Here is a 25,960-nt window from a genome sequence, read left to right as displayed (position 1 = left end):
GATTCATTCCAAGGAAATTCGCGCTTCATGGCTCACGACGTAGAGCGACTTCTGACAGCGACAGGTTTTTGTAAATATTTCCCCGGCTCGACCGCTCTCGATCACGTCGATTTCGCTTTGATGCGCGGCGAGGTTCACGCGCTGCTCGGCGAAAACGGTGCCGGAAAATCCACACTGATCAAGTGCATGACCGGCGCCTATCGGCCCGATGCCGGTACATTGGTTCTCGACGGGGCCGAGATCGATCCGCATGACACGCTTGCCGCGCAGAACCTCGGCATCGGAACCGTCTATCAGGAAGTGAACCTGCTGCCCAATCTGAGCGTCGCGGAAAACCTTTTTCTGGGCCGCCAGCCGCGGCGGTTCGGTCTGGTCAGCAGCCGGTTGATGAACAACATGGCGAGCGATCTGCTGTCGCAGTATGGCTTGGATATCGATGTCAGCCGCCAGCTTGACCGCTTCTCCGTAGCAATCCAGCAGGTAATCGCAATTGCTCGGGCCGTCGATCTTTCCGGCAAAGTCCTCATCCTCGACGAGCCGACTGCGAGCCTCGACACGCATGAAGTCGAAATGCTGTTCGGCATCGTCAGGCAGTTGAAGCAACGCGGGCTCGGAATTGTTTTCATTACGCATTTTCTGGAGCAGGTTTACGAAATCTGCGATCGCATCACCGTTCTCCGCAACGGTCGCCTGGTCGGCACACGCGACGCGGGCGGCCTTCCACGACAAACCCTGATCGCCATGATGCTTGGCCGCGAACTTGCTGAAACGGAAAGCACGGCGAAACAGAGCGAGACGGAAAGCGGCCCGGTCCGATATCACTTCACGAACTTCGGCAAGCGCGGCAAGATCAAGCCCTTCGACATGGAGGTGCGCGTCGGCGAAGTGGTCGGCATTGCCGGCCTGCTTGGCTCCGGGCGTACGGAAACTGCCGAAGTGCTCTTCGGCGTCGAGCGCGCCGACAGCGGTGAAGCAAGGATCGAAGGCAAGACGATTACGCTTTCCAGTCCGCGCGCCGCGATCAAGAGCGGCTTCGGCTTTTGTCCGGAAGACCGCAAGACCGATGGCATCATCGGCGATCTTTCCATTCGTGAAAACATCATCATGGCACTGCAGGCAAGGCGGGGCTGGGCGAGACCTCTTGCCCGCAGCGAACAGAATGCCATCGCCGATCGCTACATCAAGGCGCTCGATATCCGCACGACCGACCGGGAAAAACCCATCAGGCTTCTGTCTGGTGGCAATCAGCAGAAGGCGATCCTCGCGCGGTGGCTGGCGACCAACCCGAGCTTCCTGATCCTGGATGAACCCACCCGTGGCATCGACGTCGGTGCTCATGCGGAAATCATTCGTCTGATCGAGGACCTTTGCCGACAGGGAATGTCCCTGGTGGTCATTTCATCCGAACTCGAGGAGCTAGTCGCCTATAGTTCGCGCGTCATCGTTCTGCGTGATCGCGAGCATATTGCCGAGTTGGCCGGCAGCGAGATAACGGCCGGAAATATCGTCGAGGCCATCGCCACGGCTCAAAAGACGCTGGAGGACGCATGAGCTTGCAAATCAAGGCATCCCTATTTCGCCTCATGCCGCAGCTCATAGCGCTTGCAGTCATTCTTCTGTTGAATTTCATTATGTTCCCGCATTTCTTTCATCTGGAAATTCAGAATGGAAGACTCTACGGAAGCCTCATTGACGTGCTCAATCGCGGTGCGCCGGTGGCGCTGCTGTCGATCGGTATGACGCTGGTCATCGCCACCAAGGGGATCGATCTTTCGGTCGGCGCGGTGATCGCCATCTGCGGTGCTGTCGCGGCATCCTCGATCGTTGCGGGCTATTCGCTTGCCTATACGCTGTTGCTGACGATCGGCATCGGTCTGGCATGCGGGCTCTGGAACGGTTTCCTCGTTGCCGCGCTCGATATTCAGCCGATCATCGCGACGCTGGTTCTGATGGTCGCCGGCCGCGGCATCGCGCAATTGATCACCGAGGGCACGATCCTCACTTTCAACAATGACGGACTGACCTTTCTGGGCGGCGGCTCTTTCGCGGCGTTGCCGATGCCGGTGGTCATATGGCTCGTCGCCGCGCTGGCCGTGATTCTTCTCGTTCGGCGCACGGCGCTCGGAATGCTGGTCGAAGCCATCGGCATCAACCGCCGGGCAAGCACGCTCTCCGGTATCCGCACCCCGGTCCTGCTCATCGCAGTTTATGCATTGAGCGGTCTCTGTGCCTCCATCGCCGGCATCATCCTTACGGCCGACATCAAGGGGGCGGACGCCAACAATGCCGGTCTGTGGCTTGAGCTGGATGCGATTCTTGCAGTCGTGGTCGGCGGCAATTCGCTGCTCGGCGGCCGTTTCAGCATCGTCGGTTCGCTGATCGGCGCGATGATCATTCAATCGGTCAATACGGGCATCCTGCTCTCCGGCTTTCCGCCGGAGTTCAATCTGGTGATCAAGGCGATCATCGTCATCGTCATTCTGGTCATCCAGTCGCCCGCCATGCAGTCTGCAACTGCATTTTTCTGGCGCCGGCGCGGCGACGGGCAGATGGTGCAAAAGGAGCAGGCAAAGTGAATTCGAAATATCTTCCACTGCTTGCGACCATCGTCATCTTCATCCTGGCTTATGCCGGCTGCGTGACGCAGTACCCCAACATGCTGTCGACACGCGTGGTCGGCAACCTTCTGACCGACAACGCCTTTCTCGGTATAGCAGCCGTCGGTATGACATTCGTGATCATCTCTGGCGGGATCGATCTCTCCATCGGCTCGGTCATTGCCTTTACCGGCGTGTTCCTGGCGATCGTCCTTCGTGATACCGCGATCCATCCCTTGATCGCTTTCGCTCTGGTCCTTGTGATCACGACGATTTTTGGCGCCGGCATGGGCGCCATCATTCACTATCTCAGCATGCCGCCGTTCATCGTGACTCTGGCCGGCATGTTCCTGGCGCGGGGCATCGCCTTCGTGCTGTCGATCGACAGCATTCCGATAGAGCATGATTTCTACTCTCAGCTCAACGATCTCTACTGGCTGATGCCCGGCGGCGGCCGGCTGACTTTGATCGGCGGCCTCATGCTGCTCGTCTTTGCTGGCGGTATCGTGCTGGCGCATCGCACCCGTTTCGGTGCCAATGTCTACGCGCTGGGCGGCGGAGCGCAGACCGCGGAGCTGATGGGCGTGCCGGTCGGGCGAACGACGATCCAGATCTACGCGCTATCGGGCTTTCTTGCCGGTCTATCCGGAATCGTTTTTTCCATTTATACCTCAGCAGGATATTCGCTTGCCACGGTCGGCGTCGAACTCGATGCGATCGCTGCCGTGGTTATAGGCGGAACACTGCTGACGGGAGGAGCGGGGTTCGTCGGAGGAACACTCATCGGAATTCTCATACAGGGCTTGATTCAGACCTACATCACCTTCGATGGAACGCTTTCCAGCTGGTGGACGAAGATATTGATCGGCTTGTTGCTGTTTGCCTTTATTCTGATGCAGAAGGGACTTCTGCTGCTTTCCCGCTTGAATCGACGATATGTCTGAGGGAAGGACAGAGCGCTTGCGCGACCGATTGCTTGAGACCGGAAAATCAGAGGGAAAATCGCGCACGAGCCACGCTCAGGTGGTCGATGAGCTGGGCAAGGCGATTGTCTCTGGCGCATTTCCGATCGGAAGCATTCTTCCAGGCGACAGCGAGCTTCTGCAACGATTCAAGGTATCCCGCACGGTCCTGCGTGAGAGTATGAAGACTTTGGCCGCAAAGGGGTTGGTGGTGCCGCGCGCGCGCGTCGGCACACGCGTCACCGAGAAGATCCATTGGAACATGTTCGACAACGAAGTGCTCAATTGGCATTTCGAAAGCGGCGTCAACAAGGAGTTCCTTCTCCATCTTTACGACATACGCATGGCATTCGAGCCTTTTGCCGCGAGCCTCGTGGCGGAAAGGGCCAGTCAGGAGGACATCGAACTGCTTCGCAGTCTTGCCGCTGCCATGGCAGCGCCGCATCATACCTCCGATAGTCTCGCGGTCGCCGATCTGCATTTCCATCTGGCGGTTACGGAGGCTTCGCAGAACCCATTCATGCGATCGCTGGGTGGACTTATCGAAGCCGCACTTGTCGGCATGTTCCGCATGAGCGCGCCGCCTTCAACCAATGGCTTTGCCAATATTGCGGATACGCATATGGCCATAGTGGACGCGATAGCGGCGCGTGACGGTCTTTCGGCCCATAAGGCGATGGAATTTGTGATCATCGATGGGCGTCAGCATGTCCTCGAAGCTTTCGAGGCTCTTGCCGAGGCCTGAAGGCCGCCTTGAATTTCGCCGTAGTTCAGCGCTCGACTTGTTGATATGAGGGGAGTCGCCCAGCCCCCGGGCGGTGATTGACCGTATATCTCGGAGCTTGAAATGGAACGCAGCTGCCTCGCCATCATCCTCGCCGCCGGCGACAGTACCCGCATGAAGTCGTCGATGTCGAAGGTCCTGCATCCGATTGCCGGGCGTCCGATGATCGCCCATGTCATGGAGGCGATTGCCAAGACCGAGATTTCGGCGGCGGCTCTGGTCGTCGGGCGTAATGCGGATGAGGTCAGCGCGGCGTCGTCGATCGGCAGCATCTCCGTCGAATCCTATCTGCAGAAGGAGCGGCTCGGCACCGGTCACGCCGTGCTGGCGGCGCGCGAGGCGATCGCTCGCGGATATGACGATATTATCGTCGCCTACGGAGACGTCCCTCTGCTGACCGATGTGCCGCTTCGCGCCGCCCGCCAGGGATTGGCCGATGGCAACGACATCGTCGTTATCGGTTTTCACACAGACCATCCGAATGCCTACGGTCGATTGCTGGTCAAGGATGGCGAACTGATTGCCATTCGAGAAGCCAAGGACGCCACCGATGCCGAGCTGGCGATAAAGTGGTGCAATAGCGGACTGATGGCGATCAACGGCCGCAAGGCGCTGGATCTTCTCGATCGCATTGGCAACAACAATGCCAAGGGCGAATACTACCTTACAGACCTTGTCGAGATAGCCCGTTCGCTCGGGGGACACGCCGTTGCCGTCGATGCGCCCGAGGTCGAAATGACCGGCTGTAACAATCGCGCCGAACTCGCCTTCATCGAGCGCCTCTGGCAGGAGCGCCGGCGCCATGAGCTGATGCTCTCGGGCGTGACCATGATCGCGCCCGAAACCGTGTTCCTGGCCTATGACACCGTGATCGGCCAGGACGCGCTGATCGAACCGAATGTCGTCTTCGGCCCAGGCGCGGTGATCGATGGGGGCGCCGTCATCCATGCCTTCTCTCATATCGAGGGCGCGCATGTCAGTGCCGGCGCGACGGTCGGACCCTTTGCCCGGCTGCGTCCGGGTGCCGATCTTGCAGATGGTGCCAAGGTCGGAAACTTCTGCGAGGTCAAGAACGGCAAGATCGGCGAGGGTGCGAAGGTCAGTCACCTGACCTATATCGGCGACGCCACGATCGGCGCTGAGAGCAACATCGGCGCAGGCACCATCACCTGCAACTATGACGGAGTGAACAAGCACGAGACCCATATCGGCGCAAATGCATTTGTCGGGTCCAATTCCTCCCTCGTGGCGCCCGTACGCATCGGCGACGGTGCCTATGTTGCTTCCGGCAGTGTCATCACCGACGACGTACCTGCCGACGCCTTGGCCTTCGGTCGCGCGCGTCAGGAGGTGAAACCCGAGCGTGCCAAGGTGATCCGTGAGAGAGCCCTTGCCATCAAGGCAGCGAAGAAGGGTGGTCACTAAACCCTTGGTCGGCTGACGTAACGGTCGGAAATCGAAAGTGACCGTTGTGCCAATTGAGAAAATGCTAGGAATGATTAGGACTTGCCCTCATTATCTGAGGTCAAACGGAGAGCTGTATGTGCGGTATTGTTGGCATTGTCGGAACGAAACCCGTAGCGGATCGCCTGGTGGATGCGCTGCGGCGTCTCGAATACCGCGGCTATGATTCGGCCGGTGTTGCGACGATCCATGACGGCGCGATGGATCGCCGCCGCGCCGAGGGCAAGCTCTTCAATCTGGAAAAGCGGCTCGAGTCCGATCCTTTGCCTGGCACCACAGGCATTGCCCATACGCGCTGGGCAACGCATGGCGTTCCCAATGAAACCAACGCTCATCCGCATTTCGTCGAAGGTGTTGCCGTCGTCCACAACGGCATCATCGAGAACTTTTCCGAACTCCGTGAGGAGCTGAAGGCCGAAGGCAGGGTCTTCGCCTCGCAGACCGATACCGAAGTCGTCGCGCACCTGCTGGCGAATTACATCCGTGACGGCCTCGAGCCGCGTGCGGCCATGCTGAAGATGCTGAACCGCGTGACGGGTGCCTATGCACTGGCTGTGATGTTCCAGAACGATCCCGGCACACTGATGGCAGCGCGTTCCGGCCCGCCGCTCGCCGTCGGTTACGGCAAGGGTGAGATGTTCCTCGGCTCGGATGCCATCGCGCTTGCACCGTTTACCAACGAGATCACCTATCTGGTCGATGGTGACTGCGCTATTGTCACGCATAGCGGCGCGACCATTCTTGATTTCAACGGCAAGGAAGTGAAAAGACCGCGGCAGATTTCCCAAGCGACCGCCTATGTGGTCGATAAGGGCAATCATCGCCATTTCATGGAAAAGGAAATCTACGAACAACCGGAAGTCATCTCCCATGCGCTGAGCCATTACGTCGATTTTGGCAGCCATCGCGTGCGTCCAGACGTCTCGACGATCGATTTCGGCAGCGTGTCCGGCCTGGCGATTTCGGCTTGCGGCACCGCCTATCTTGCTGGCCTGATCGGCAAATACTGGTTCGAGCGCTATGCGCGTCTTCCGGTCGAAATCGATGTTGCCTCCGAATTCCGCTATCGCGAAATGCCGTTGTCGCCGTCGCAGGCGGCGCTGTTCATCTCGCAGTCCGGCGAAACGGCCGATACGCTGGCCTCGCTGCGCTATTGCCGGGACAACGGTTTGAAGATCGGCGCCGTGGTCAACGTCAGGGAGTCGACCATCGCGCGTGAATCCAACGCGGTGTTTCCGATCCTGGCCGGTCCCGAGATCGGTGTCGCCTCGACGAAGGCTTTCACCTGCCAGCTTGCCGTTCTCGCATCGCTGGCGATCGGTGCCGGTGTCGCTCGCGGCACGATCAGCGCCAAGGATGAGGAAGAAATGGTGCGCCATCTCGTCGAGATGCCGCGCATCATGGCGAATGTCCTGAATATCATCCAGCCGCAGATGGAAAACCTGTCGCGCGAGATATCGAAGTTCAAGGACGTGCTTTATCTCGGTCGCGGCACCAGTTTCCCGCTCGCCTTGGAAGGCGCGCTGAAGCTGAAGGAAATCTCCTATATCCACGCTGAAGGCTATGCGGCTGGCGAGTTGAAGCACGGGCCGATCGCACTGATCGACGAAAATATGCCGGTCATCGTCATCGCCCCGCATGATCGCTTCTTCGACAAGACCGTTTCCAACATGCAGGAAGTGGCGGCGCGCGGCGGCCGAATCATCTTCATCACGGATGAGCTTGGCGCGGCAGCCTCGACATTGCCGACCATGGCGACGATCACCTTGCCCGTCGTCGATGAGATCATCGCACCGATTATCTTTTCGCTGCCGATTCAACTGCTTGCCTATCATACGGCTGTCTTCATGGGCACGGACGTCGATCAGCCGCGCAATCTCGCCAAATCGGTCACCGTGGAATAGGACAACTTCCGTCCCGCATTTGCTGTCACGTCGTCGTGAGCCGGGCGTTTGTTCGGCTCGCAGAAGCGGCTGGCGGGTTGTATGCCGCGCTGATTTCTGGCACGATTCTTATACAGAGATGGTGGGGAGGATTTGCCGGGTAGCGGTAGGCGGCGAAACGGAGTTTTCGAGCGGCGAATGACTGAAAAACTCATCAAAATGTCCGTAACCACGCGGATCAGAAACAATTTCCTGGCCGGCCTGATCATCTGCGCTCCGATCGCCATTACCCTCTGGCTTACCTGGTCGGTGGTCCACTGGGCCGATAGCTGGGTGCGCCCCTATATCCCTGCACGCTATGATCCCGAGAGCTACCTGAATTTCGCCGTCCCCGGCACCGGCCTGGTGATCGCGATGATCTTCATCACGCTCGTCGGCTTCCTGGCCAAAAACCTGATCGGCCAAAGCATCGTCCGTTTCGGCGAGTCGATCGTCAATCGCGTGCCGCTGGTTCGAACCATTTACAAGAGTGTCAAGCAGATCTTCGAAACCGTACTGAAGGAGCAGGGCACCTCGTTCAAGAAGGTCGGGCTGATCGAATATCCGAGCCCCGGCCTCTGGTCCATGGTGTTCATATCGACGGATGCCAAGGGCGAGATCGCCTCGAAATTCAATGCCATGGGCCAGGACATGGTGGCGGTGTTCCTGCCGCCGACGCCTGTACCGACGGCGGGCTTTCTCGTTTTCGTTCCGCGCGAAAAGATCACCGTGCTCGATATGAGCCCGGAGGATGGCGCCAAGCTGCTGATCTCGGGCGGCCTCGTGGCGCCTGATTACAAGGAACTGATCGCGACCAAGGAGCTGCGGCAGCCTGTTCCCATGAAGTCGCTGACCTAGAACTACTCCCATTCCTGTAGTTGGATTGATATCCTCGCGTGTTACGCGAACTGTCATGCCCCTATCATATTGACGCCTTAGATCGTCGTTGGGGACAGATAATCGCATGTATCTCAGCATCGAATGTTCGGCGCGCCGGCGCCGGGCTGCGATTCTTCAACGCGGCCTGACAGGCCAGCCGGAGATGGATGCCGTTGTCTCCACAAAGGTTTTCATCAGGAGGATATTGTCTTGAGATATACGCGTTCGAAGAACCTGCCGCTGTTGTCGGCGGCATTGGCCACATTTGTTTTCGCGGCCCCTATGGTGGCACTGGCGGATAGTTCTGTAACGGTTGAAGGCGTGACGCTCGTCAACAAGGGCCGCGTCGCCGTCGGTCGCATCCCCGCCAATCTGCGCGACAAGTTCGGCGAAACCTTCGGTTCCGGTTCGGGCATGTCCATCGACACCAAGAGCTGGGTCCGCAATGCCGATGGCACCTACAAGGGTTCGTTGTGGCTGCTGCCGGATCGCGGCTACAATGCCGTCGGCACGACCGATTATCGCCCACGTCTGAATACGATTGAAGTCACGCTGACCCCCGTCGCTCTGGGTGCCACCCCGGCGGCTGGCAAGGAGCAGTCTGGCGTCGACGCCAAGCTCGTCGAGACAACGCTTCTGAAGGACGATAAGGGCGCCGACACGACCGGTCTCGATCCGGCCAATGGCACCCGCAAGGCGGCAGGCGCGATGCCGCTCCTGCCCGAGGCGCCGAACGGCAAGATCTCGCTCGATACGGAAGCGATCGCACGACTGCCCGACGGTACGATGTTCATCGGCGACGAGTACGGCCCCTATATCTACCGCTTCGCTGCCGATGGCCGCATGATGTCCGCCACCCCTCCGCCGGCGGCCTTGCTGCCGATGCGCAATGGCGTGGTCAACTTCGCTTCCAACAACCCCGCTCCCGGTGAATCCGCTCCGGATCCGAAGGATCCGACCAGCGGCCGCCAGAACAACCAGGGCCTGGAAGGCATGTCGCTGACGCCGGATGGCAAGTTCCTGATCGCCGTGCTGCAGTCCGCAACGCGCCAGGATGGTGGCGACTCCAGTTCCACCCGCCAGAATACCCGCGCGCTGGTCTATGATGCCGCCGATCCGTCAAATCTGAAGCTGGTGCACGAATATGTCGTGCCGCTGCCGGTCTTCACCAATGATAAGGGCAAGACGGCCGTTGCGGCGCAGAGCGAGATCTATGCTCTCTCGCCGACGAGCTTTCTGATGCTGGCCCGCGACAGCAACAATGGCTACGGCCAAAAGGGCGACAAGTCGCTTTACCGCAGCATCGTCGCCGTCGACGTGTCCGCTGCGACCGACATCGCCGGCAGCAAGTTCGACGCCGATACGGCGGTCGCTCCCAAGGGCGTTCTCGATTCATCCGTGAAGCCGGCAGCAGTCAGCCAGTTCATCGACATCAATAATGATGCCGATCTGGCCCGTTTCGACCTGCATAACGGCGCACCGAACGACCGCAACAATCTCTCGGAAAAATGGGAGGCCATGTCGCTCGTCAGCGTTCAGGATCCGAAGCTGCCGGACGATTACTTCCTGTTCGTTGCCAACGACAACGACTTCCTGACCCAGGATGGTTTTCAGGTCGGCGCCGCCTACAAGGGCGATGGCGGTGGCGATGTCGACACCATGTTCCAGGTATTTCAGGTCACCATTCCAGGCCTCGCTGCCAAGTAATGTTGTGAGAAAGGGATGGACGCGGCTAACGCGTCCATCCGCTCATCCCGCTCGCAGGAACCGGATCGCCTCGTCGCGGCGGAAAAGGTAGAGCAGGGTGCGTACTGCCATGCCGCGCTCGCCGGTCAGCTCCGGATCGCGCTCGATAAGGTAGGCGGCATCCTTGCGGGCGATTTCCAGAAGATCGGCATGGGCTTCCAGGCTGGCGATGCGGAAGCCCGGCGTGCCGGACTGGCGCGTGCCGAGAAGCTCGCCTTCGCCACGTAGCTTCAGATCCTCCTCGGCAATACGGAAGCCGTCTTCCGTCTCGCGCATGATCGAAAGCCGGGCGTGTCCGGTTTCGCCGAGCGGTCCCTTGTAGAGCAGGATGCAGGTCGAGGCCTCATCGCCGCGTCCGACGCGGCCGCGCAGCTGGTGCAGCTGCGCCAGGCCGAACCGCTCCGCATGTTCGATGACCATGATGGTCGCGTCGGGCACGTCGACACCCACTTCGACAACCGTCGTGGCGACCAGCAGGCGGATTTCGCCATTCTTGAAGGCCATCATCACGGCGTCTTTTTCCGGGCCGCTCATCCGGCCATGGATGAGCCCAATGCCGGGGCCGAGTGCCTTGGTCAGCGTCTCATGCCGCTCTTCGACCGACATTAAATCGGATTCTTCGGATTCTTCCACAAGCGGGCATATCCAATAGGCTTTTTTGCCTTCCGCTAGCGCACTTTTCAGGCGGGTGACGATATCGCCGGTTCGCTCGTTCGGGATGGTGATCGTCTGGATCGGCTTGCGCCCAGCCGGCTTCTCGGTGAGCTTGGAAACGTCCATATCGCCAAACGCGGCCAGCACCAGCGTCCGCGGGATCGGCGTCGCGGTCATGACAAGCATATGCGGAGAGATGCCCTTGGCGGTCAGGCGCAAACGTTGGTGAACGCCGAAGCGATGCTGCTCGTCGACTACGGCAAGCATGAGGTTGGCATAGGCGACGCTATCCTGGAACAGAGCGTGGGTGCCGATGATGATCTGCGCCTCGCCGGAGGCGATACGTTCAAGGATCGCATCGCGTTCGCGTCCCTTCGTGCGACCCGTGAGGACTTCGACGGAAAGATTTGCATTCGCTGCGAATTTCGAGATTGTCGCATGATGCTGGCGAGCAAGGATTTCGGTCGGTGCCATCAGCACGGCCTGACCACCGCTTTCGATCACAGCAGCAATCGCCATCAGCGCCACAAGCGTCTTTCCCGCGCCGACATCACCCTGCAGCAACCGGAGCATGCGTTCGGTGCCCGCCATGTCTTTCAGAATATCAGCCACCGCGTCGCGCTGACTGTTCGTCATCGAGAAGGGTAGAGATTCCAGTATTTTGTGGCTGATTTCTCCCGTCGCATGCACCGGCTGTCCCGCAACCTTGCGCAGCCTCTGGCGCACGAGGGAAAGCGACAATTGACCCGCAAGGAATTCGTCATAGGCAAGCCGTCGGCGTGCGGGAGATTGCGGATCGATATCGGCCGCATCTCTCGGCGCATGCAGCATGTGGAAGGCATCGGAGATCGATGGAAAGCCCTGCTTCTGGGTAAGCGCAAGGTCGTCCCATTCGGGCAGTTGCGGAATGCGCGGCAGCGCCGCCTCGATGGTCTTGCGCAGGAATTTCGGCGTGAGGCCGGCGGTCAGTGGATAGACCGGCTCGACCAGAGGCAGGTTCTCGGCCTCGCTCTCGCGCATGATGTAATCCGGATGCACCATCGACGGCCGGCCGTTGAACCAGTCGACCTTGCCGCTGACGGTTACGGTCTCGTCGATCGGTAGCTGTTTTTCCAGCCATTGCGCCTTGCCCCGGAAGAAGACCAGTGCCAGTTCTCCAGTCTCGTCATGCAAGTAGACACGATAGGGCACGTTGCTGCGCGCATTGGGCGGTGGCTGATGCCGGTCGACGCGGCCGGTGATGGTGACGATGGCGCCCTGCGGTGCTCGGGCGATGCCCGGCTGTTCGCGCCGGTCGATGATCGAATGCGGCGCGTGGAAAATCAGGTCGATGACGCGGCAATCGTCGATGGTTTCCCGATCCAGCAGCTTCACCAGCAGCTCGGATACCTTCGGCCCGACGCCTGATAGCGAGGAGATGGAGGCAAACAGCGGGTCGAGGATAGCGGGACGCATGGCCGGCAAAATGCGACGGGCAGGGCGCATTTGGCAAGGGGCAGCGAAGAACTCGATCTCTTTGAGGTCAACACTCCCCGGAAAATTGCATCGCAGGTGCTTTTTTCTGAAAAACCGGTTCCCACCTTTGAGCGCTGGTTTTATAGAGACGCATCAACATAAAGGTGTTTTTGATGACTGGGCTGACCCTCAGCAGTGCCGATCTCGATCCTCGCCGTCGGCGCGTCCTTTTCCGTTGCTGGCATCGCGGCATCCGCGAGATGGATCTGGTTTTCGGCCAGTTTGCCGATAACGAGTTGCCGGACCTCGCTGAAGCCGATCTTGATGAGCTGGAACGCATCATGGCCGAAGAGGACAACGATCTTCTTAAATGGATCCTCGGTAGTGAACCGACGCCGCAGCACCTGCAGACGCCGCTCTTTGAGCGGCTGGCATCCTACAAGCCCGATTTCGAAGAGATCGCCGAAAGGTTCGGATTAACGAAATGATCCCCGGTTTCGACGCGAAGAAGCTGCTCGCCGCAAGTGAGCCGATGACGGTTGGTCATGTTCCCGCCGGCATGGAGCCATTCCTGATTGCCGAAATGGCAAAGGCCGGCCAGCCGGTTGCCTATGTCATGTCCGACGGTCAGCACATGGCCGATGTCGAACAGATGCTCGGCTTCATCGCGCCTGAAATTCCAGTGCTTACTCTGCCGGCCTGGGATTGCCTTCCCTACGACCGAGTTTCCCCGAGCTCCGACACCTCGGCCCGGCGCCTGGCCGCCTTGTCCGGCCTGATCGCGCATCATCGCAAGCCGCATGCGGCGATCGTGCTGGTGACCGTCAACGCCATGCTGCAGAAGGTCGCCCCGCAGGATATCATCGAGAGCCTGGCTTTCTCGGCACGTCCCGGCAACCAGGTCCGGATGGACGATATCGCGGCCCGCCTCGAGCGCAACGGCTTCGAGCGCGTGGCGACCGTGCGCGAGGTCGGCGAATATGCCGTGCGCGGCGGCATTCTCGATGTCTTCGTTCCCGGCACGGAAGAGCCGGTGCGCCTGGATTTCTTCGGCGATACGCTGGAAAGCATCCGCAGCTTCGATCCGGCCAGCCAGCGCACGACGGGGCAGGTACGCTCGCTCGATCTCAATCCGATGAGCGAGGTGACGCTGACGCCGGATACGATCAGCCGTTTCCGCAAGAATTATCTCTCTGCCTTCGGCGCGGCCACGCGCGACGACGCGCTCTATCTGGCGGTATCCGAGGGGCGCCGCTATGCCGGCATGGAACATTGGCTGCCGCTCTTCTACGAGAAGCTGGAGACAGTTTTCGACTATCTCAAGGGCTTCCGGCTGGTGACGGATCACACCGTGCGCGAGGCGGCCGAGGAACGCTCCAAGCTCGTCTTCGACTATTACGATGCCCGCCTGAATTCCGGTCAGCAGGCCAAGGGGCAGATGGCGCAGGGCACGCCCTATAAGCCGGTCACGCCCGGCCAGCTCTATCTTGATGGCAAGGCTTTCGGCAACGCGCTCGATGCCTTCGGCGCCATTCGTATCTCGCCCTTCAACGAGCACGAGGGCGAGGCACGCCGTGTCGTCAGCCTCGACGCCCGCCAGGGACCGCGCTGGGCACGCTCCGCCACCGATAGCGCCGACAGCGAGCGCGTCAACGTCTTCGATGCGGTCGTCAAGCATATCGCCGACAAGCGGGCGGCGGGCGGCAAGGTGCTGATTTCGGCCTGGACCGAAGGCTCGCTCGATCGCCTGCTGCAGGTGCTCTCCGAACACGGGCTGGCACGCGTCAAGACGATCGAGGCCTTCAAGGATCTCGGCAGTCTGGCGAAAGGCGAGGCGGCTGCTGCCGTTCTCAGCCTGGAAGCGGGTTTCGAGGCCGGCGATCTCATCGTCATCGGCGAACAGGATATTCTTGGCGACCGCATGGTGCGCCGCGCCAAGCGCCGCAAGCGTGCCGCCGATTTCATTTCGGAAGTGGCCGGCCTCGACGAAGGTTCGATCGTCGTTCATGCCGAGCACGGCATCGGTCGTTTCGTTGGCCTCAGGACCATCGAAGCTGCCGGCGCGCCGCATGCCTGCCTTGAGTTGCGCTATGCCGATGACGCCAAGCTGTTCCTGCCGGTCGAAAACATTGATTTGCTCTCGCGCTTTGGCGGCGAGGGCACCGAGGCGCAGCTCGACAAGCTCGGCGGCGGCGCCTGGCAGATGCGCAAGGCCAAGCTCAAGAAGCGCCTTCTGGATATCGCTGGTGACTTGATCCGCGTCGCGGCCGAGCGCTTGACGCGCCATGCGCCGGTACTCAGCACGCCGGATGGCCTCTATGACGAGTTTGCTGCGCGCTTTCCCTATGACGAAACCGACGACCAGATGAACGCCATCGAGGCGGTACGCGAGGATCTCGGCGCCGGTCGGCCGATGGACCGTCTCGTGTGCGGCGACGTCGGCTTCGGCAAGACGGAAGTGGCGCTCCGCGCCGCCTTCGTCGCTGCCATGAACGGCGTGCAGGTGGCGGTGGTCGTACCGACGACCTTGCTTTCACGGCAGCATTTCAAGACCTTTTCCGAGCGCTTTCGCGGCTTGCCGATCCGAATACAACAGGCGTCCCGTCTGGTCGGCGCCAAGGATCTGGCGCTCACCAAGAAGGAAGTGTCCGAGGGTAAGACCGATATCGTCGTCGGCACGCATGCGCTCCTCGGCGCCGGCATTAAATTCGCCAATCTTGGCCTGCTCGTCATCGACGAGGAGCAGCATTTCGGCGTGAAGCACAAGGAACGCCTGAAGGAGCTGAAGAGCGACGTGCATGTGCTGACGCTATCGGCGACGCCCATCCCGCGCACACTGCAGCTTGCCATGACCGGCGTGCGCGAACTGTCGCTCATCACAACGCCGCCGGTCGACCGCATGGCCGTGCGCACCTTCATTTCGCCCTTCGATTCGCTCGTGATCCGCGAAACGCTGATGCGCGAGCATTATCGTGGCGGCCAGAGCTTCTATGTCTGTCCGCGTCTCGCCGATCTCGCCGACATCCACGCCTTCCTGCAGTCTGATGTGCCGGAGCTGAAGGTGGCGGTCGCGCATGGTCAGATGCCGGCCGGCGAGCTGGAAGACATCATGAACGCCTTCTACGAAGGCCGTTATGACGTGCTGCTCTCCACCACCATCGTCGAATCCGGCCTCGATGTGCCGACGGCCAACACCTTGATTGTCCATCGCGCCGATATGTTCGGCCTTGCCCAGCTTTATCAGCTGCGCGGCCGTGTCGGCCGCTCCAAGGTCCGCGCCTTCGCGCTCTTCACGCTGCCCGTCAACAAGGTGCTGACGACGACGGCGGAGCGCCGGCTCAAGGTGCTGCAGTCGCTCGATACGCTCGGCGCCGGCTTCCAGCTTGCCAGCCACGATCTCGATATCCGCGGCGCCGGCAATCTGCTCGGCGAGGAGCAGTCCGGCCATATCAAGGAGGTCGGCTTCGAGCTTTACCAGCAGATGCTCGAAGAGGCTGTCGCCGAGGTCAAGGGCGTCGACGAGATCCAGGATACCGGCTGGTCGCCGCAGATCTCCGTCGGCACGCCGGTGATGATCCCCGACGATTACGTGCCCGATTTGCATCTGCGCATGGCTCTCTATCGCCGCCTCGGTGAGATCACCGAACTCAAGGAAATCGATGGTTTCGGCGCCGAAATGATCGACCGCTTCGGTCCCTTGCCGATCGAGGTTCAGCACCTGCTCAAGATCGTCTACATCAAGTCGCTCTGCCGCGTCGCCAATGTCGAGAAGCTGGACGCCGGCCCGAAGGGTGTCGTCGTGCAGTTCCGCAACAAGGAATTTCCGAATCCGGCCAACCTCGTCGGCTACATCGCCAAGCAGGGCACGATGGCAAAGATCCGCCCCGACCAGAGCGTGTTCCTGACCCGCGACCTGCCGACGCCGGAAAAGCGGCTGCAGGGGGCGGCTGTGGTCATGACGCAACTGGCGGAGTTGGCGAAATAGTGGGGCGAACTCTCAGCTCTCCTCGCGGCTAATGAATAGCCCTGTTTCCTTCTCGGTCTCAAGCACGCCGTTGCCAGCCTCGAACGCTTCGGCGATCGTCTTGCGAAATTCGGCAAGCTGCGCCTCGTCGGCCCCGTCGCCGGGAGGATAGGAAGTGAGGGCGAGGTACACGTCTTCCGGCTCCGTCACGCGCAGGCGGGCCGGATGTTCGGTCATCCTGACATTTCCAAACTGGGTCTGCATCAGTCGCTCGGCGGTATCATAGCCGAAGGCCGCGCCGGCAGGGTCGTAAGGCGGGCTGCCGAATACGGTGGTCAGCTCGTATATCTTGCGCATGTTGCCGGCACCATTCGTCGTCACGGCAAGGAAGCCACCGGGTTTGAGTACACGATGCATTTCCGCGATGGCCTTGAACGGGTCCGGCAGGTGATAGAACATATGCATCGCAATGACACCATCGAAGGAGCCGTCCGTAAAGGGCAGCGAAGCAGCATCGGCGCGCTCGCCGGCGAGGCTGCCAAGCGGCAATGTCTTGCATCGCTCGATGGCTTCCTGAACCATGCCCGGAGAAAGATCGGCAAGAGTCAGGTCGAGATTTTCCGGCAGTGACGCCGCCGTTGCCGCCCAGAACCAGCCGGGGCCGCAGCCGATATCAAGAATGCGATCGCCGGATTTCAACGGAAGCTGCCGCGCCACCCATGGAAACCAGCCGATTTCGGCAATCATATATTCGCTGTTGAGGCGTGCGCGTGCGGCGAGCTTCTTGCTGTCCGCATATTGCTTTTCGTTGACGGAGTTTATCGACGACATGCCCGGATGCCTTTCGATCTGGATTGGGGAATGCCAGTTTTCGCCTGTCTTCCGCTATTGGCTGCTTGGGATGCTAACCCGTAATGGAAAAATATCGAAGGCCAACTCTCTTTATGGTTGGTTCGCTTACAGCGTTCCAGCAAAGGCCGCCGCGGCCAACAACATACCTGTAAGAATATTCGCCAGAAACAGTCGGTAATTGATCTCGGGGCGTGAAAGATCGAGGCGCCAGGTCTGCCAGCCGAGATGTACGGCAATGACAAGCATTCCGGCGGCATAGGGCAACGACATGCCCGCCAGCCACCCACCAACGGACCATGCTGCGACGGCCATGGCGTAGAAGAGGCCGATACATGCCTTGCCGCGCGAGCCGAACAGGATGGCGGTCGATTTCAAGCCCAGTCGCGTATCGTCGCGGACGTCAACATAGGCGTAAACCGTATCGTATCCGATCTGCCAGGCGATGGCGCCGAGCCACATCAGAAACGCACCGGCGGGGGTCGCGCCTGTGATCTCCGACCAGGCCATCAGCATACCCCAGTTGAACGCCGCGCCGAGCACAGCCTGGGGCCAATATGTAAAGCGCTTGCAGAGCGGATAGACGAAGACCAGAGGCAAAACACAGATAGCGACAAGGCGCGTAAGGGGCGCCAGGAAGAACAGCAGCGAGGCAGCCAGCGCGAGCTCTGCCAGCAGAAACATGACTGCTTCTGACACGCCGATCTGGCCGCTCGCCAAAGGCCGAAAACGGGTCCGTTCCACGTGGCCGTCGAATTTCCGGTCGGCAATGTCATTGACGGTAGAACCCGCGCTTCTCATCAGCAACGCGCCTAGCGAGAAAATGGCCAGCTGTCTGAGATCCGGAAAACCATGTGAGGCTTGAATGAGCGCTGCCCAGCAAGGAAAAAGCGTCAGCCAAATGCCAACCGGCCGATCCAGCCGTGCGAGCCGCGTGTAGGGCCGCAATGCCGGGGGCAAACGGCGATCCACCCAGTCTCCCAGTTTTATATCGCTTAGATCGGGACGGGTGGAAACGTTCATCATCGAAATCCGCAGTTTCATCGACGAAGAAAAATAGCGACTTCTGCACATCTCGCAACGGCTGGAAGCGCGGCTGCGCCAATTAGCCTTAGGGGCCGCCTCCGACCCGCGACGGCCATTTGCTGTCGCGGGCCGAAATCTGACCATACTCTCAAGCCGCCTGCGGCTCACGCATCTCCCCAGAATCAGGAATGCGCGCGATGACCTTGATTTCGAAATCGAAGCCCGCTAGCCAGTTGACGCCGATCGCCGTCCAGTTCGGATAGGGCTTTTCGGTGAAGATCCGGTTCTTCACGGTCATGATAGCGCCGAACTGCTGCTCCGGATCGGTGTGAAAGGTGGTGACATCGATGATGTCGTCGAAAGTGCAGCCTGCGGCTTCCAGGGTTGCTCTCAGATTGTCGAAGGCGAGCTGGACCTGCTTTTCGAAATCCGGCTCCGGGCTCCCATCCGTACGGCTGCCGACTTGGCCGGAGACGAACAGCAGATCGCCGGAGCGGATCGCGGCGGAATAGCCGTGCTCCTCATAAAGCGCATGTCTGTTCTTCGGGAAAATTGCATTCCTGGTCGTCATTATATTCGCCTCTCATTCGTGTTGACGTGAAAAGATCGGAGGGGCGCAAGCTTGTGCGGCCATTCCAAAGCGCTGCCTTATTTGATATACGGCATGTATGTGAGATATTCATATGCGCTGCGTATGTCAATATTTCAAATACGAAGCGTATGTGAAATTTGAGGGTGATATGGCAAAGCGCCTGGAAACGATGGAAGAGAATCGGAACAAGCTGATTGCTGCCGCACGCAAAGCCTTCGCCGAAAAAGGATTCGCTGCAGCGTCGATGGACGAGTTGACGGCGGATGTCGGCCTGACGAGGGGCGCGCTCTATCATAATTTCGGAGACAAGCGCGGATTGCTCGCCGCCGTCGTCGATCAGATCGACAATGAGATGGCGCTGCGGGCGAAGGAAATCGGTGCACAGGCGGGCGGCGACTGGCAAGGCCTGCTCGCGGAAGGCGAGGCCTATATCGAGATGGCGCTTGATCCCGAGGTCCAACGCATCGTCCTGCTCGATGGCCCAGCGGTGCTCGGCGATCCCTCGAAATGGCCTAGCCAGAATAGCTGCCTCACGGGAACCCGGCAGACGGTGTCAAAGCTTCTGGAACAACAGGTGGTCAAGCCGGTCGATGCCGAGGCGGCAGCCCGGCTCATTTCCGGCGCAGCGCTGAATGCTGCCCTTTGGGTTGCCGCCAGCGATAATCCGGCAGAAGTGTTGCCCAAGGCGATAGAGGCCTTCCGCGCGATGGCTTCGGGACTGCTGGCAAAGACCTGATGCCGGTTATGGCTCGGCTGCTTCTGCGATCGGCGGCTCGCGGAAGCCCTTGCCGCCATGATCGAAAAGCAGAATCCCGCTTAGTTCATTCCGGCGCGCGCTTCCGCTTTCATCTTGGCGATGTCTCGCAATGCTTCAGCGAGCACATCCGGCGTCTGGGCACCGCTGACGGCATATTGCTGGTCGAAGATGAAGAAAGGCACGCCGTTGACGCCGATCTTCTGGGCGGCGTCGATTTCGCCGATGATGAGGTCGCGGTCGGCGTCGGAGGCAAGCAGGGTTGATATGACCGAACGGTCGAGCCCGGCTTCTTCGGCAATGTCGAGCAGCACGGCGTGATCGCCGACATTGCGACCTTGTTCGAAATTCGCCTTGAAGAGGGCATCCACCACCTTGTCCTGCTTTTCACGGCTTTCGGTGACGGACCAATGGATGAGGCGATGGGCGTCGAGCGTGTTCGGGCCGATCTTGATGGCGTCGAAATCGAACTTGATGCCCACCTCGCGGCCGAGCTCGGTCAGCATCTTGTGGCCCTGCGCGACGCGTTCTGCACCGCCGAGCTTTTGCTCAAGCGCCTTCTTTTGGTCGACACCCTCTGGCGGATAGTCGGGATTGAGCCGATAAGGCCGCCAGTTGAGGTCGACGCCCACTTCGTCCTGCACCTCGGCAATCGCCAGCTCCAGGCGGGCCTTGCCGAGATAGCACCATGGGCAGACGACGTCCGAGACGATGTCGATCGTGATGCGTTCCATGGTTTCATCCTTTCGGTTTTCGGGCTGTTCCCCTCCATCTAGGCCTTTGCGCCGATGGCTTCAACCGGTTACTGAAAGGGAACCATTGCGGCGCTATTGCGCCGAGGCATCCCACCACGCGGGCAAATAGTAGCCATAGAGCGGCAAAACTCCGGGGTGATCGATGCGGCTGCGCCGTGCTATCCACTGCTGGCCGATATGATAGAGCGGCACCATGTAATAGCCTGATATCAGAATGCGATCGAAGGAGCGCACCGCGTCGCGGAAGTCTTCGGCCGAATGGGCAGTCAGGAAATGTCCCATCAACGCATCAACGTCAGGATCCGCAACACCGGCGTAATTGAAGCTGCCCGGCACCCTGGCGGCGGCCGATCCCCATCGTCCAAGCTGCTCCGTGCCGGGAGATAGTGAGGAGGGATAGGCCTTCAGGATCATGTCGTAATCGTAGTTCCCCGTCCGAAGCTGATATTGCGAATCGTCAACCGTGCGTATCGTGACGGCAATGCCAAGCAGCGCCAACGAACGGCGATAGGCAATGGCGACGCGCTCCTGATCCGCATTCTGCGTCATGATCTCGAAACTGAGCTGGCGGCCGGCGCTGTCGACCATGCGCTCGCCCTTGATCGTGTAGCCGCCCTGCTTGAGGAAATTGACGGCCTTGCGCAGGATCTTTCGGTCGCGGCCGGAGCCATCACTGACCGGAAGCTTGTAGGTGCCGTCGAGCACGTCTGCGTCGACATGGTCCTTGATCGGGCCGAGCATGGAAAGCTCGTTGGCGTCGGCGGGCACGCCGAAGGAGGAGAGATCGGAGTTCTGCCAGTAGCTCTCTGTGCGTGTATAGGCGCTGGAGGCAAGGCTGCGGTTGAACCATTCGAAGTCAAAGGCAAGCGCCAGACCCTTGCGCACATTCTTGTCGGCAAAGATCGGCCGGCGCGTATTGAAGACGAAGCCCAGCATGCCACTCGGCAGTTTTGGTCTAAACGTCTCCTTGACGACCACGCCGGAGCTTACGGCCGGAAAATCATAGGCCTGCTGCCAATGGGCGGGGCTACCATCCTGATAGATATCGATATCGCCCTTCTTGAAGGATTCGAACACGGTCGTATCCTGCAGGAAGTAGTTGACGATGATCTGATCGTAATTATCGACGCCGACCTTCGTCGGGATGTCTTTGCCCCAATAGTCGGGATTTCGCTCGAAGACGATTCGCTGACCGGGATCTACGCTCTTGACGCGATATGGGCCGGAGCCGATGGGGATGCTAAGCGTGGTGCGATCGAAATTATCAAGATCGATCGCGTGTTTCGGCAAGATAGGCAGCATGGAGATGATCAGCGGCGTCTCGCGATTCGCCGTCTCGTTGAAGTGGATCAGTACACCATGCTCGCCGACCTTCTCCATCTTGCCGACCCCTTTCAACGGAGATGAAAGGTTGGGGCGACCCTTGTCGCGCAGAAGCTGGAAGGTGAAGATCACATCTTCCGGTGTCACCGGCTGCCCATCCGACCATCTGGCCTTCGGATTGATGTTGAACTGGATAAAGCTGCGATTGTCGTCCCATTCGACCGTCTGTGCCAGCAGTCCATAAAGCGTGAAAGGCTCGTCGCTCGAGCGCTGCATGAGCGACTCGTAGACGAGGTTGCCGAATTCCGGGTCCCACATGCCGCGTGCGGTCGTGCGCATGCTTTTCAGAATGAAGGGATTGAGGTTGTCGAAAGTGCCGACGACGCCATAGCTGACGCGGCCGCCCTTTTTGACATCCGGATTGACGTAGGGGAAATGCTTGAAGTCTGCCGGCAGCGCCGGATCTCCGTGCATGGCGATGCCATAAAGCGGCTGAGCCGCGGCAGCATTGCACAAGGTTGCGAAGAGCAGGAAGGCAGCGATCCGGAGCGCTTGCATGGCATCCTTTCCGGGAAGGGTACGATTCGGCCGAACATTATCATGAGCGTGCCGAATTCAACACGCGACTGCGGAAATCTTAGGACTTGGCAGAAAAGACCAAAGAAAAGCTGGATATCCGTGCCAGTGCGATGTAACAGGGGTGCCGGGTTTCTCGGGTCATGTATTTGCCTTATTCATTCGACAGGTGGACGACGGTTTGACCCGAATTGCATGGGACGGCACGCTGTCGTTCCGAAGCGGATTTCAGGAGGCGGTTTCGCTATGATGTTCAAGACTGACAACAAAATGCGGGCAGGTCTCTCTGCTCTGGCTCTCATGATCGGCGCAGCCATGCCGGCAGCTGCTTTCGCCCAGGATGCGTCCAACGCGGCTCCTGCCGATGGCGGTGGTGATCCCAACCAGCCGCGTCTTGGCTGGTACAAGACCTGCACCAAGCAGGACGATGCCGATATCTGCATCGTGCAGAACCTGATCATGGCTAACAACGGCCAGCTCGTGACGGCTGTCGGCCTCATCTCCGTCGATGGCAAGGTCAACCGCAAGATCCTGCAGATCTCGGTTCCGACCGCTCGCCTGATCCCGCCCGGCATCACCATGCAGGTCGATGGCGGCAAGGGCCAGAAGCTCGACTACGCCGTTTGCCTTCCGGACAAGTGCACCGCGGAAGTCCCCGTGACGGACGCGATGATCGCCTCGCTGAAGAAGGGCACCGACGTCACCTTCACCTCGGTCAACTTCCGCCGTGCTCCGAACCCGATCAAGATCTCGCTGACCGGCTTCGGCGCGGCTTATGACGGCCCGGCGATCTCCGACAGCAAGCTTGCCGAAAGCCAGAAGAGCCTGCAGGACAGCATGCAGAAGAAGGCCGAGGAAGCACGCAAGAAGCTCGAAGATGCGCAGAAGGCTGCCAAGCAGCAGTAAGCTGACGATCGTTTCGTTTCATGAGGAAAAGCCCGGAGTGATCCGGGCTTTTTCTTTGCCCTGATCGCAACATGCGATGCATTGGCCAAACAAAAAGGGAAGGCGTTGGGAGCGCCTTCCCTTTGAAATAGGATATATTCTACCGTCGCTTAGTGGGCAAAGCTCATCTTGGGCTTGAGCTGCCCGGTCGGGGCCTGGTCGAAAATCTGAGCGACCTGCGGATTGCGCAGGGGAACGCCGCTCTCATCGTTGATGAGGTTCTGTTCCGACACGTATGCGACATATTCCGTCTCGTCGTTTTCGGCGAGAAGATGATAGAAGGGCTGGTCCTTGTCGGGACGCACTTCTGCGGGAATGGAATTCCACCATTCCTCTGTATTTGCGAATTCCGGATCGACATCGAAGATGACACCACGGAAGGGGAACATCCGGTGTCGAACCACGTCGCCAATATTGAATTTTGCGTTTCGTTGTTTCATGGCACGACTTCCTTTCAACTAACCATGTGGTGACTTTCACCACTGATATCAAGGATTTTTGCCCCCATTCCTTCATTGAACTGTCACATTCGGCTCCGATCTACTTGGAGCGTCGATTCAATGTGAAGCGCTATCTGGAGGGACGCCTGCCACCGGCTTCCTCATCATGAAATGAAGAAAGCCCCGGCAAGCCGGGGCTTTCGTATTCGATATCAGACCGAATAGTACATGTCGTATTCGACCGGATGCGGGGTCATTTCGAAGCGCATGACTTCCTGCATCTTCAGTTCGATGAAAGCATCGATCTGGTCGTCGTCGAAGACGCCGCCGGCGGTCAGGAACTTGCGGTCCTTGTCCAGGCTTTCCAGCGCTTCGCGCAGCGAGCCGCAAACCGTCGGGATCTTCTTCAGCTCCTTCGGCGGCAGGTCGTAGAGGTCCTTGTCCATGGCCTTGCCCGGATGGATCTTGTTCTTGATGCCGTCGAGGCCGGCCATCAGCATGGCTGCGAAGCCGAGATAGGGGTTGGCGGTCGGGTCAGGGAAGCGGACTTCGACGCGCTTTGCCTTCGGGTTGGAGCCGAACGGAATGCGGCAGGAGGCGGAACGGTTGCGGGCCGAGTAAGCGAGCAGAACCGGAGCTTCATAACCCGGGACGAGACGCTTGTAGGAGTTCGTCGAGGGGTTGGTGAAGGCGTTGATCGCCTTGGCATGCTTGATGATGCCGCCGATGTAGTAGAGGCAGCTCTCGGAGAGGCCTGCATATTCGTCGCCGGCGAAGGTCGGCTTGCCGCCCTTCCAGATCGACTGGTGAACGTGCATGCCCGAGCCATTGTCGCCGAAGATCGGCTTCGGCATGAAGGTTGCCGTCTTGCCGTAGGCGTTGGCGACCTGGTGCACGACATACTTGTAGATCTGCATCTTGTCGGCGTTGCGCACCAGCGTGTCGAACTTGATGCCGAGTTCGTGCTGGGCAGCTGCGACTTCATGGTGATGCTTTTCGACGACGACGCCCATTTCGGTGAGAACCGTCAGCATCTCGGAGCGCATGTCCTGGCAGCTATCGATCGGCGGGACCGGGAAGTAGCCGCCCTTGACGCGCGGACGGTGGCCGAGGTTGCCCGTTTCGTAGTCGGTGTCGTCGTTGGACGGCAGTTCGCTGGAGTCGAGCTTGAAGCCCGTATTGTATGGATCAGCCTTGTACTTGACGTCGTCGAAGACGAAGAATTCGGCTTCCGGGCCGAAAAAGGCGGTGTCGCCGATGCCGGAGGCCTTCAGATAGGCTTCGGCCTTCTTGGCGGTGCCGCGCGGATCGCGGTTATAGGCTTCGCCGGACACCGGATCGAGGATGTCGCAGAGGATGACCATGGTGGACTGCGCGAAGAACGGGTCCATGTGGACCGTATCCGGATCGGGCATCAGCACCATGTCGGATTCGTTGATGGCCTTCCAACCGGCAATCGAAGAGCCGTCGAACATGACGCCATCGGCGAACATGTCTTCGTCGACACAGACGATATCCATGGTGAGGTGCTGGAGCTTGCCCTTCGGATCCGTAAAGCGCAGATCGACGAACTTGACGTCGTTGTCCTTGATTTGTTTCAAAATTTCGCTTGCGGTCGTCATTAAATTACTTCCCTTGACTTAGATGACGATTAAACGAGCCGCGGCCGAGAATAGGCCGGGCGGATTAAATGGCGTCGATGCCCGTTTCGCCGGTGCGGATTCGAATGACTTCTTCCACGTTGGAAACGAAAATCTTTCCGTCGCCGATACGGCCTGTTTGCGCAGCCTTGCGGATGGCCTCGATCACTGCTTCCGCATTTTCGTCCGCCAATACAACTTCGACCTTCACCTTCGGCAGGAAGTCGACGACGTATTCGGCGCCACGGTAAAGCTCCGTGTGGCCCTTCTGACGACCGAAGCCCTTCGCTTCCGTGACGGTGATACCCTGCAGGCCGACTTCCTGAAGGGCTTCCTTCACTTCGTCGAGCTTGAAGGGCTTAATGATCGCTTCGATCTTTTTCATGAGAAAATGTCTCTCCGCTTCTCCTGATACAGCAGGACTACTCCCCGCTCGGCCAACGTGATGCACGTATCATGCCAACTGAGGACGAACCGCTGTAAAAAATCTCGGCGAATTCGCACCGAGACGATGAATTGATGAGGATTTTTCGGAAAAATGGAAGCGATTTCGCGCGGAAATGCGTGGGATAAGCAAAAATTCGCAAAAAAGAGCCATGCGCGGTAGGTTTGTGCTTCGGCAAGACTTTGAAT

General features: G+C 59.5%; 21 protein-coding genes. 12 read left to right on the top strand and 9 right to left on the bottom strand.

Annotation, left to right across the window (positions count from 1 at the left end; translation table 11 throughout):
• Window positions 1–27: 27 nt before the first annotated feature.
• The 8 genes from ytfR (at window position 28) to GA0061103_RS23470 (ending at window position 10,315) form a co-directional block, all read left to right on the top strand.
• Window positions 28–1,551, top strand: a complete 1,524-nt coding sequence (gene ytfR, locus GA0061103_RS23505) for a galactofuranose ABC transporter, ATP-binding protein YtfR (RefSeq protein WP_092715882.1) — start codon at window positions 28–30, stop codon at window positions 1,549–1,551.
• On the top strand, window positions 1,548–2,576 hold the full coding sequence (locus GA0061103_RS23500; RefSeq protein ID WP_092715464.1) for an ABC transporter permease: 1,029 nt from the start codon (window positions 1,548–1,550) through the stop codon (window positions 2,574–2,576). Before ytfR ends, GA0061103_RS23500 begins: the two co-directional genes overlap by 4 nt.
• A complete protein-coding gene (gene yjfF, locus GA0061103_RS23495; protein WP_092715462.1) occupies window positions 2,573–3,541 on the top strand; it encodes a galactofuranose ABC transporter, permease protein YjfF in 969 nt (322 codons plus the stop codon). Before GA0061103_RS23500 ends, yjfF begins: the two co-directional genes overlap by 4 nt.
• A 16-nt stretch (window positions 3,542–3,557) precedes the next feature.
• Window positions 3,558–4,304: a FadR/GntR family transcriptional regulator gene (locus GA0061103_RS23490; RefSeq protein WP_092715460.1), complete on the top strand. Its 747-nt coding sequence runs from the start codon at window positions 3,558–3,560 to the stop codon at window positions 4,302–4,304.
• A gap of 102 nt (window positions 4,305–4,406) precedes the next feature.
• Window positions 4,407–5,768 (top strand): bifunctional UDP-N-acetylglucosamine diphosphorylase/glucosamine-1-phosphate N-acetyltransferase GlmU, encoded by a 1,362-nt coding sequence (gene glmU, locus GA0061103_RS23485; protein WP_092715458.1) that lies wholly within the window; start codon window positions 4,407–4,409, stop codon window positions 5,766–5,768.
• A gap of 116 nt (window positions 5,769–5,884) precedes the next feature.
• A complete protein-coding gene (glmS, locus tag GA0061103_RS23480; RefSeq protein WP_092715456.1) occupies window positions 5,885–7,711 on the top strand; it encodes a glutamine--fructose-6-phosphate transaminase (isomerizing) in 1,827 nt (608 codons plus the stop codon).
• Window positions 7,712–7,888: 177 nt separating this feature from the next.
• Window positions 7,889–8,587 (top strand): DUF502 domain-containing protein, encoded by a 699-nt coding sequence (locus tag GA0061103_RS23475; protein ID WP_092715455.1) that lies wholly within the window; start codon window positions 7,889–7,891, stop codon window positions 8,585–8,587.
• Window positions 8,588–8,890: 303 nt separating this feature from the next.
• Entirely contained in the window at window positions 8,891–10,315 is a 1,425-nt protein-coding gene (locus GA0061103_RS23470) for an esterase-like activity of phytase family protein (RefSeq protein WP_245304861.1), read from the top strand.
• Between the two features lie 42 nt (window positions 10,316–10,357).
• Here the strand turns inward: GA0061103_RS23470 and recG are convergent, their stop codons facing one another.
• Window positions 10,358–12,463 carry an ATP-dependent DNA helicase RecG gene (recG, locus tag GA0061103_RS23465; protein ID WP_092715880.1) on the bottom strand — a complete coding sequence of 702 codons (2,106 nt, stop codon included), beginning with the start codon at window positions 12,461–12,463 and terminating at the stop codon, window positions 10,358–10,360.
• A 173-nt stretch (window positions 12,464–12,636) separates the two neighbouring features.
• Between recG and GA0061103_RS23460 the strand changes: the two genes are divergently transcribed.
• A complete protein-coding gene (locus tag GA0061103_RS23460; RefSeq protein ID WP_092715451.1) occupies window positions 12,637–12,951 on the top strand; it encodes an FAD assembly factor SdhE in 315 nt (104 codons plus the stop codon).
• Window positions 12,948–16,448, top strand: coding sequence for a transcription-repair coupling factor (gene mfd, locus GA0061103_RS23455; protein ID WP_092715449.1), 3,501 nt, complete (start codon window positions 12,948–12,950; stop codon window positions 16,446–16,448). The genes GA0061103_RS23460 and mfd overlap by 4 nt, the downstream gene beginning before the upstream one ends.
• Before the next feature lie 12 nt (window positions 16,449–16,460).
• Here the strand turns inward: mfd and GA0061103_RS23450 are convergent, their stop codons facing one another.
• From GA0061103_RS23450 to GA0061103_RS23440, 3 genes are all read right to left on the bottom strand, one after another.
• Window positions 16,461–17,258, bottom strand: a complete 798-nt coding sequence (locus GA0061103_RS23450) for a class I SAM-dependent methyltransferase (RefSeq protein WP_092715447.1) — start codon at window positions 17,256–17,258, stop codon at window positions 16,461–16,463.
• Between the two features lie 126 nt (window positions 17,259–17,384).
• Window positions 17,385–18,299, bottom strand: coding sequence for a 4-hydroxybenzoate octaprenyltransferase (gene ubiA / locus GA0061103_RS23445; RefSeq protein WP_092715878.1), 915 nt, complete (start codon window positions 18,297–18,299; stop codon window positions 17,385–17,387).
• A gap of 151 nt (window positions 18,300–18,450) precedes the next feature.
• Entirely contained in the window at window positions 18,451–18,873 is a 423-nt protein-coding gene (locus GA0061103_RS23440; protein ID WP_092715445.1) for a RidA family protein, read from the bottom strand.
• 169 nt (window positions 18,874–19,042) lie between these two features.
• Here GA0061103_RS23440 and GA0061103_RS23435 point away from each other — a divergent pair, with 169 nt between their 5' ends.
• Window positions 19,043–19,630, top strand: coding sequence for a TetR/AcrR family transcriptional regulator (locus GA0061103_RS23435; RefSeq protein ID WP_092715443.1), 588 nt, complete (start codon window positions 19,043–19,045; stop codon window positions 19,628–19,630).
• An 80-nt stretch (window positions 19,631–19,710) separates the two neighbouring features.
• On the opposite strand, the gene GA0061103_RS23430 is transcribed toward GA0061103_RS23435, so the two are convergent.
• Both GA0061103_RS23430 and GA0061103_RS23425 read right to left on the bottom strand, forming a co-directional pair.
• Complete coding sequence (locus GA0061103_RS23430) at window positions 19,711–20,382, bottom strand: DsbA family oxidoreductase (RefSeq protein ID WP_092715441.1); 672 nt, start codon at window positions 20,380–20,382, stop codon at window positions 19,711–19,713.
• A 93-nt stretch (window positions 20,383–20,475) separates the two neighbouring features.
• Window positions 20,476–22,284, bottom strand: a complete 1,809-nt coding sequence (locus tag GA0061103_RS23425) for an extracellular solute-binding protein (protein ID WP_092715439.1) — start codon at window positions 22,282–22,284, stop codon at window positions 20,476–20,478.
• 264 nt (window positions 22,285–22,548) lie between these two features.
• Here GA0061103_RS23425 and GA0061103_RS23420 point away from each other — a divergent pair, with 264 nt between their 5' ends.
• The gene (locus GA0061103_RS23420; protein ID WP_092715437.1) at window positions 22,549–23,208 is read left to right on the top strand and encodes an invasion associated locus B family protein; all 660 of its coding nucleotides are present in this window, start codon (window positions 22,549–22,551) and stop codon (window positions 23,206–23,208) included.
• A 149-nt stretch (window positions 23,209–23,357) separates the two neighbouring features.
• On the opposite strand, the gene hspQ is transcribed toward GA0061103_RS23420, so the two are convergent.
• The 3 genes from hspQ to GA0061103_RS23405 form a co-directional block, all read right to left on the bottom strand.
• Complete coding sequence (gene hspQ, locus GA0061103_RS23415; RefSeq protein WP_069612159.1) at window positions 23,358–23,687, bottom strand: heat shock protein HspQ; 330 nt, start codon at window positions 23,685–23,687, stop codon at window positions 23,358–23,360.
• Between the two features lie 212 nt (window positions 23,688–23,899).
• The gene (glnA, locus tag GA0061103_RS23410) at window positions 23,900–25,309 is read right to left on the bottom strand and encodes a type I glutamate--ammonia ligase (RefSeq protein ID WP_075852575.1); all 1,410 of its coding nucleotides are present in this window, start codon (window positions 25,307–25,309) and stop codon (window positions 23,900–23,902) included.
• Between the two features lie 64 nt (window positions 25,310–25,373).
• Window positions 25,374–25,712, bottom strand: coding sequence for a P-II family nitrogen regulator (locus tag GA0061103_RS23405; RefSeq protein ID WP_015339877.1), 339 nt, complete (start codon window positions 25,710–25,712; stop codon window positions 25,374–25,376).
• Between the last annotated feature and the right edge of the window lie 248 nt (window positions 25,713–25,960).

This window comes from Martinezella multihospitum (assembly GCF_900094585.1).
Taxonomy (GTDB): domain Bacteria; phylum Pseudomonadota; class Alphaproteobacteria; order Rhizobiales; family Rhizobiaceae; genus Rhizobium; species Rhizobium multihospitium.
This window is presented reverse-complemented; position numbering and strand designations above follow the sequence as displayed.

Coding starts and splice junctions, on each gene's coding strand:
- ytfR (WP_092715882.1), top strand. CDS start 28: ATGGCTCACGACGTAGAGCGACTTCTGACAGCGACAGGTTTTTGTAAA.
- GA0061103_RS23500 (WP_092715464.1), top strand. CDS start 1,548: ATGAGCTTGCAAATCAAGGCATCCCTATTTCGCCTCATGCCGCAGCTC.
- glmU (WP_092715458.1), top strand. CDS start 4,407: ATGGAACGCAGCTGCCTCGCCATCATCCTCGCCGCCGGCGACAGTACC.
- glmS (WP_092715456.1), top strand. CDS start 5,885: ATGTGCGGTATTGTTGGCATTGTCGGAACGAAACCCGTAGCGGATCGC.
- GA0061103_RS23475 (WP_092715455.1), top strand. CDS start 7,889: ATGACTGAAAAACTCATCAAAATGTCCGTAACCACGCGGATCAGAAAC.
- GA0061103_RS23470 (WP_245304861.1), top strand. CDS start 8,891: ATGGTGGCACTGGCGGATAGTTCTGTAACGGTTGAAGGCGTGACGCTC.
- recG (WP_092715880.1), bottom strand. CDS start 12,463: ATGCGTCCCGCTATCCTCGACCCGCTGTTTGCCTCCATCTCCTCGCTA.
- GA0061103_RS23460 (WP_092715451.1), top strand. CDS start 12,637: ATGACTGGGCTGACCCTCAGCAGTGCCGATCTCGATCCTCGCCGTCGG.
- mfd (WP_092715449.1), top strand. CDS start 12,948: ATGATCCCCGGTTTCGACGCGAAGAAGCTGCTCGCCGCAAGTGAGCCG.
- GA0061103_RS23450 (WP_092715447.1), bottom strand. CDS start 17,258: ATGTCGTCGATAAACTCCGTCAACGAAAAGCAATATGCGGACAGCAAG.
- ubiA (WP_092715878.1), bottom strand. CDS start 18,299: ATGAACGTTTCCACCCGTCCCGATCTAAGCGATATAAAACTGGGAGAC.
- GA0061103_RS23440 (WP_092715445.1), bottom strand. CDS start 18,873: ATGACGACCAGGAATGCAATTTTCCCGAAGAACAGACATGCGCTTTAT.
- GA0061103_RS23435 (WP_092715443.1), top strand. CDS start 19,043: ATGGCAAAGCGCCTGGAAACGATGGAAGAGAATCGGAACAAGCTGATT.
- GA0061103_RS23430 (WP_092715441.1), bottom strand. CDS start 20,382: ATGGAACGCATCACGATCGACATCGTCTCGGACGTCGTCTGCCCATGG.
- GA0061103_RS23425 (WP_092715439.1), bottom strand. CDS start 22,284: ATGCAAGCGCTCCGGATCGCTGCCTTCCTGCTCTTCGCAACCTTGTGC.
- GA0061103_RS23420 (WP_092715437.1), top strand. CDS start 22,549: ATGATGTTCAAGACTGACAACAAAATGCGGGCAGGTCTCTCTGCTCTG.
- hspQ (WP_069612159.1), bottom strand. CDS start 23,687: ATGAAACAACGAAACGCAAAATTCAATATTGGCGACGTGGTTCGACAC.
- glnA (WP_075852575.1), bottom strand. CDS start 25,309: ATGACGACCGCAAGCGAAATTTTGAAACAAATCAAGGACAACGACGTC.
- GA0061103_RS23405 (WP_015339877.1), bottom strand. CDS start 25,712: ATGAAAAAGATCGAAGCGATCATTAAGCCCTTCAAGCTCGACGAAGTG.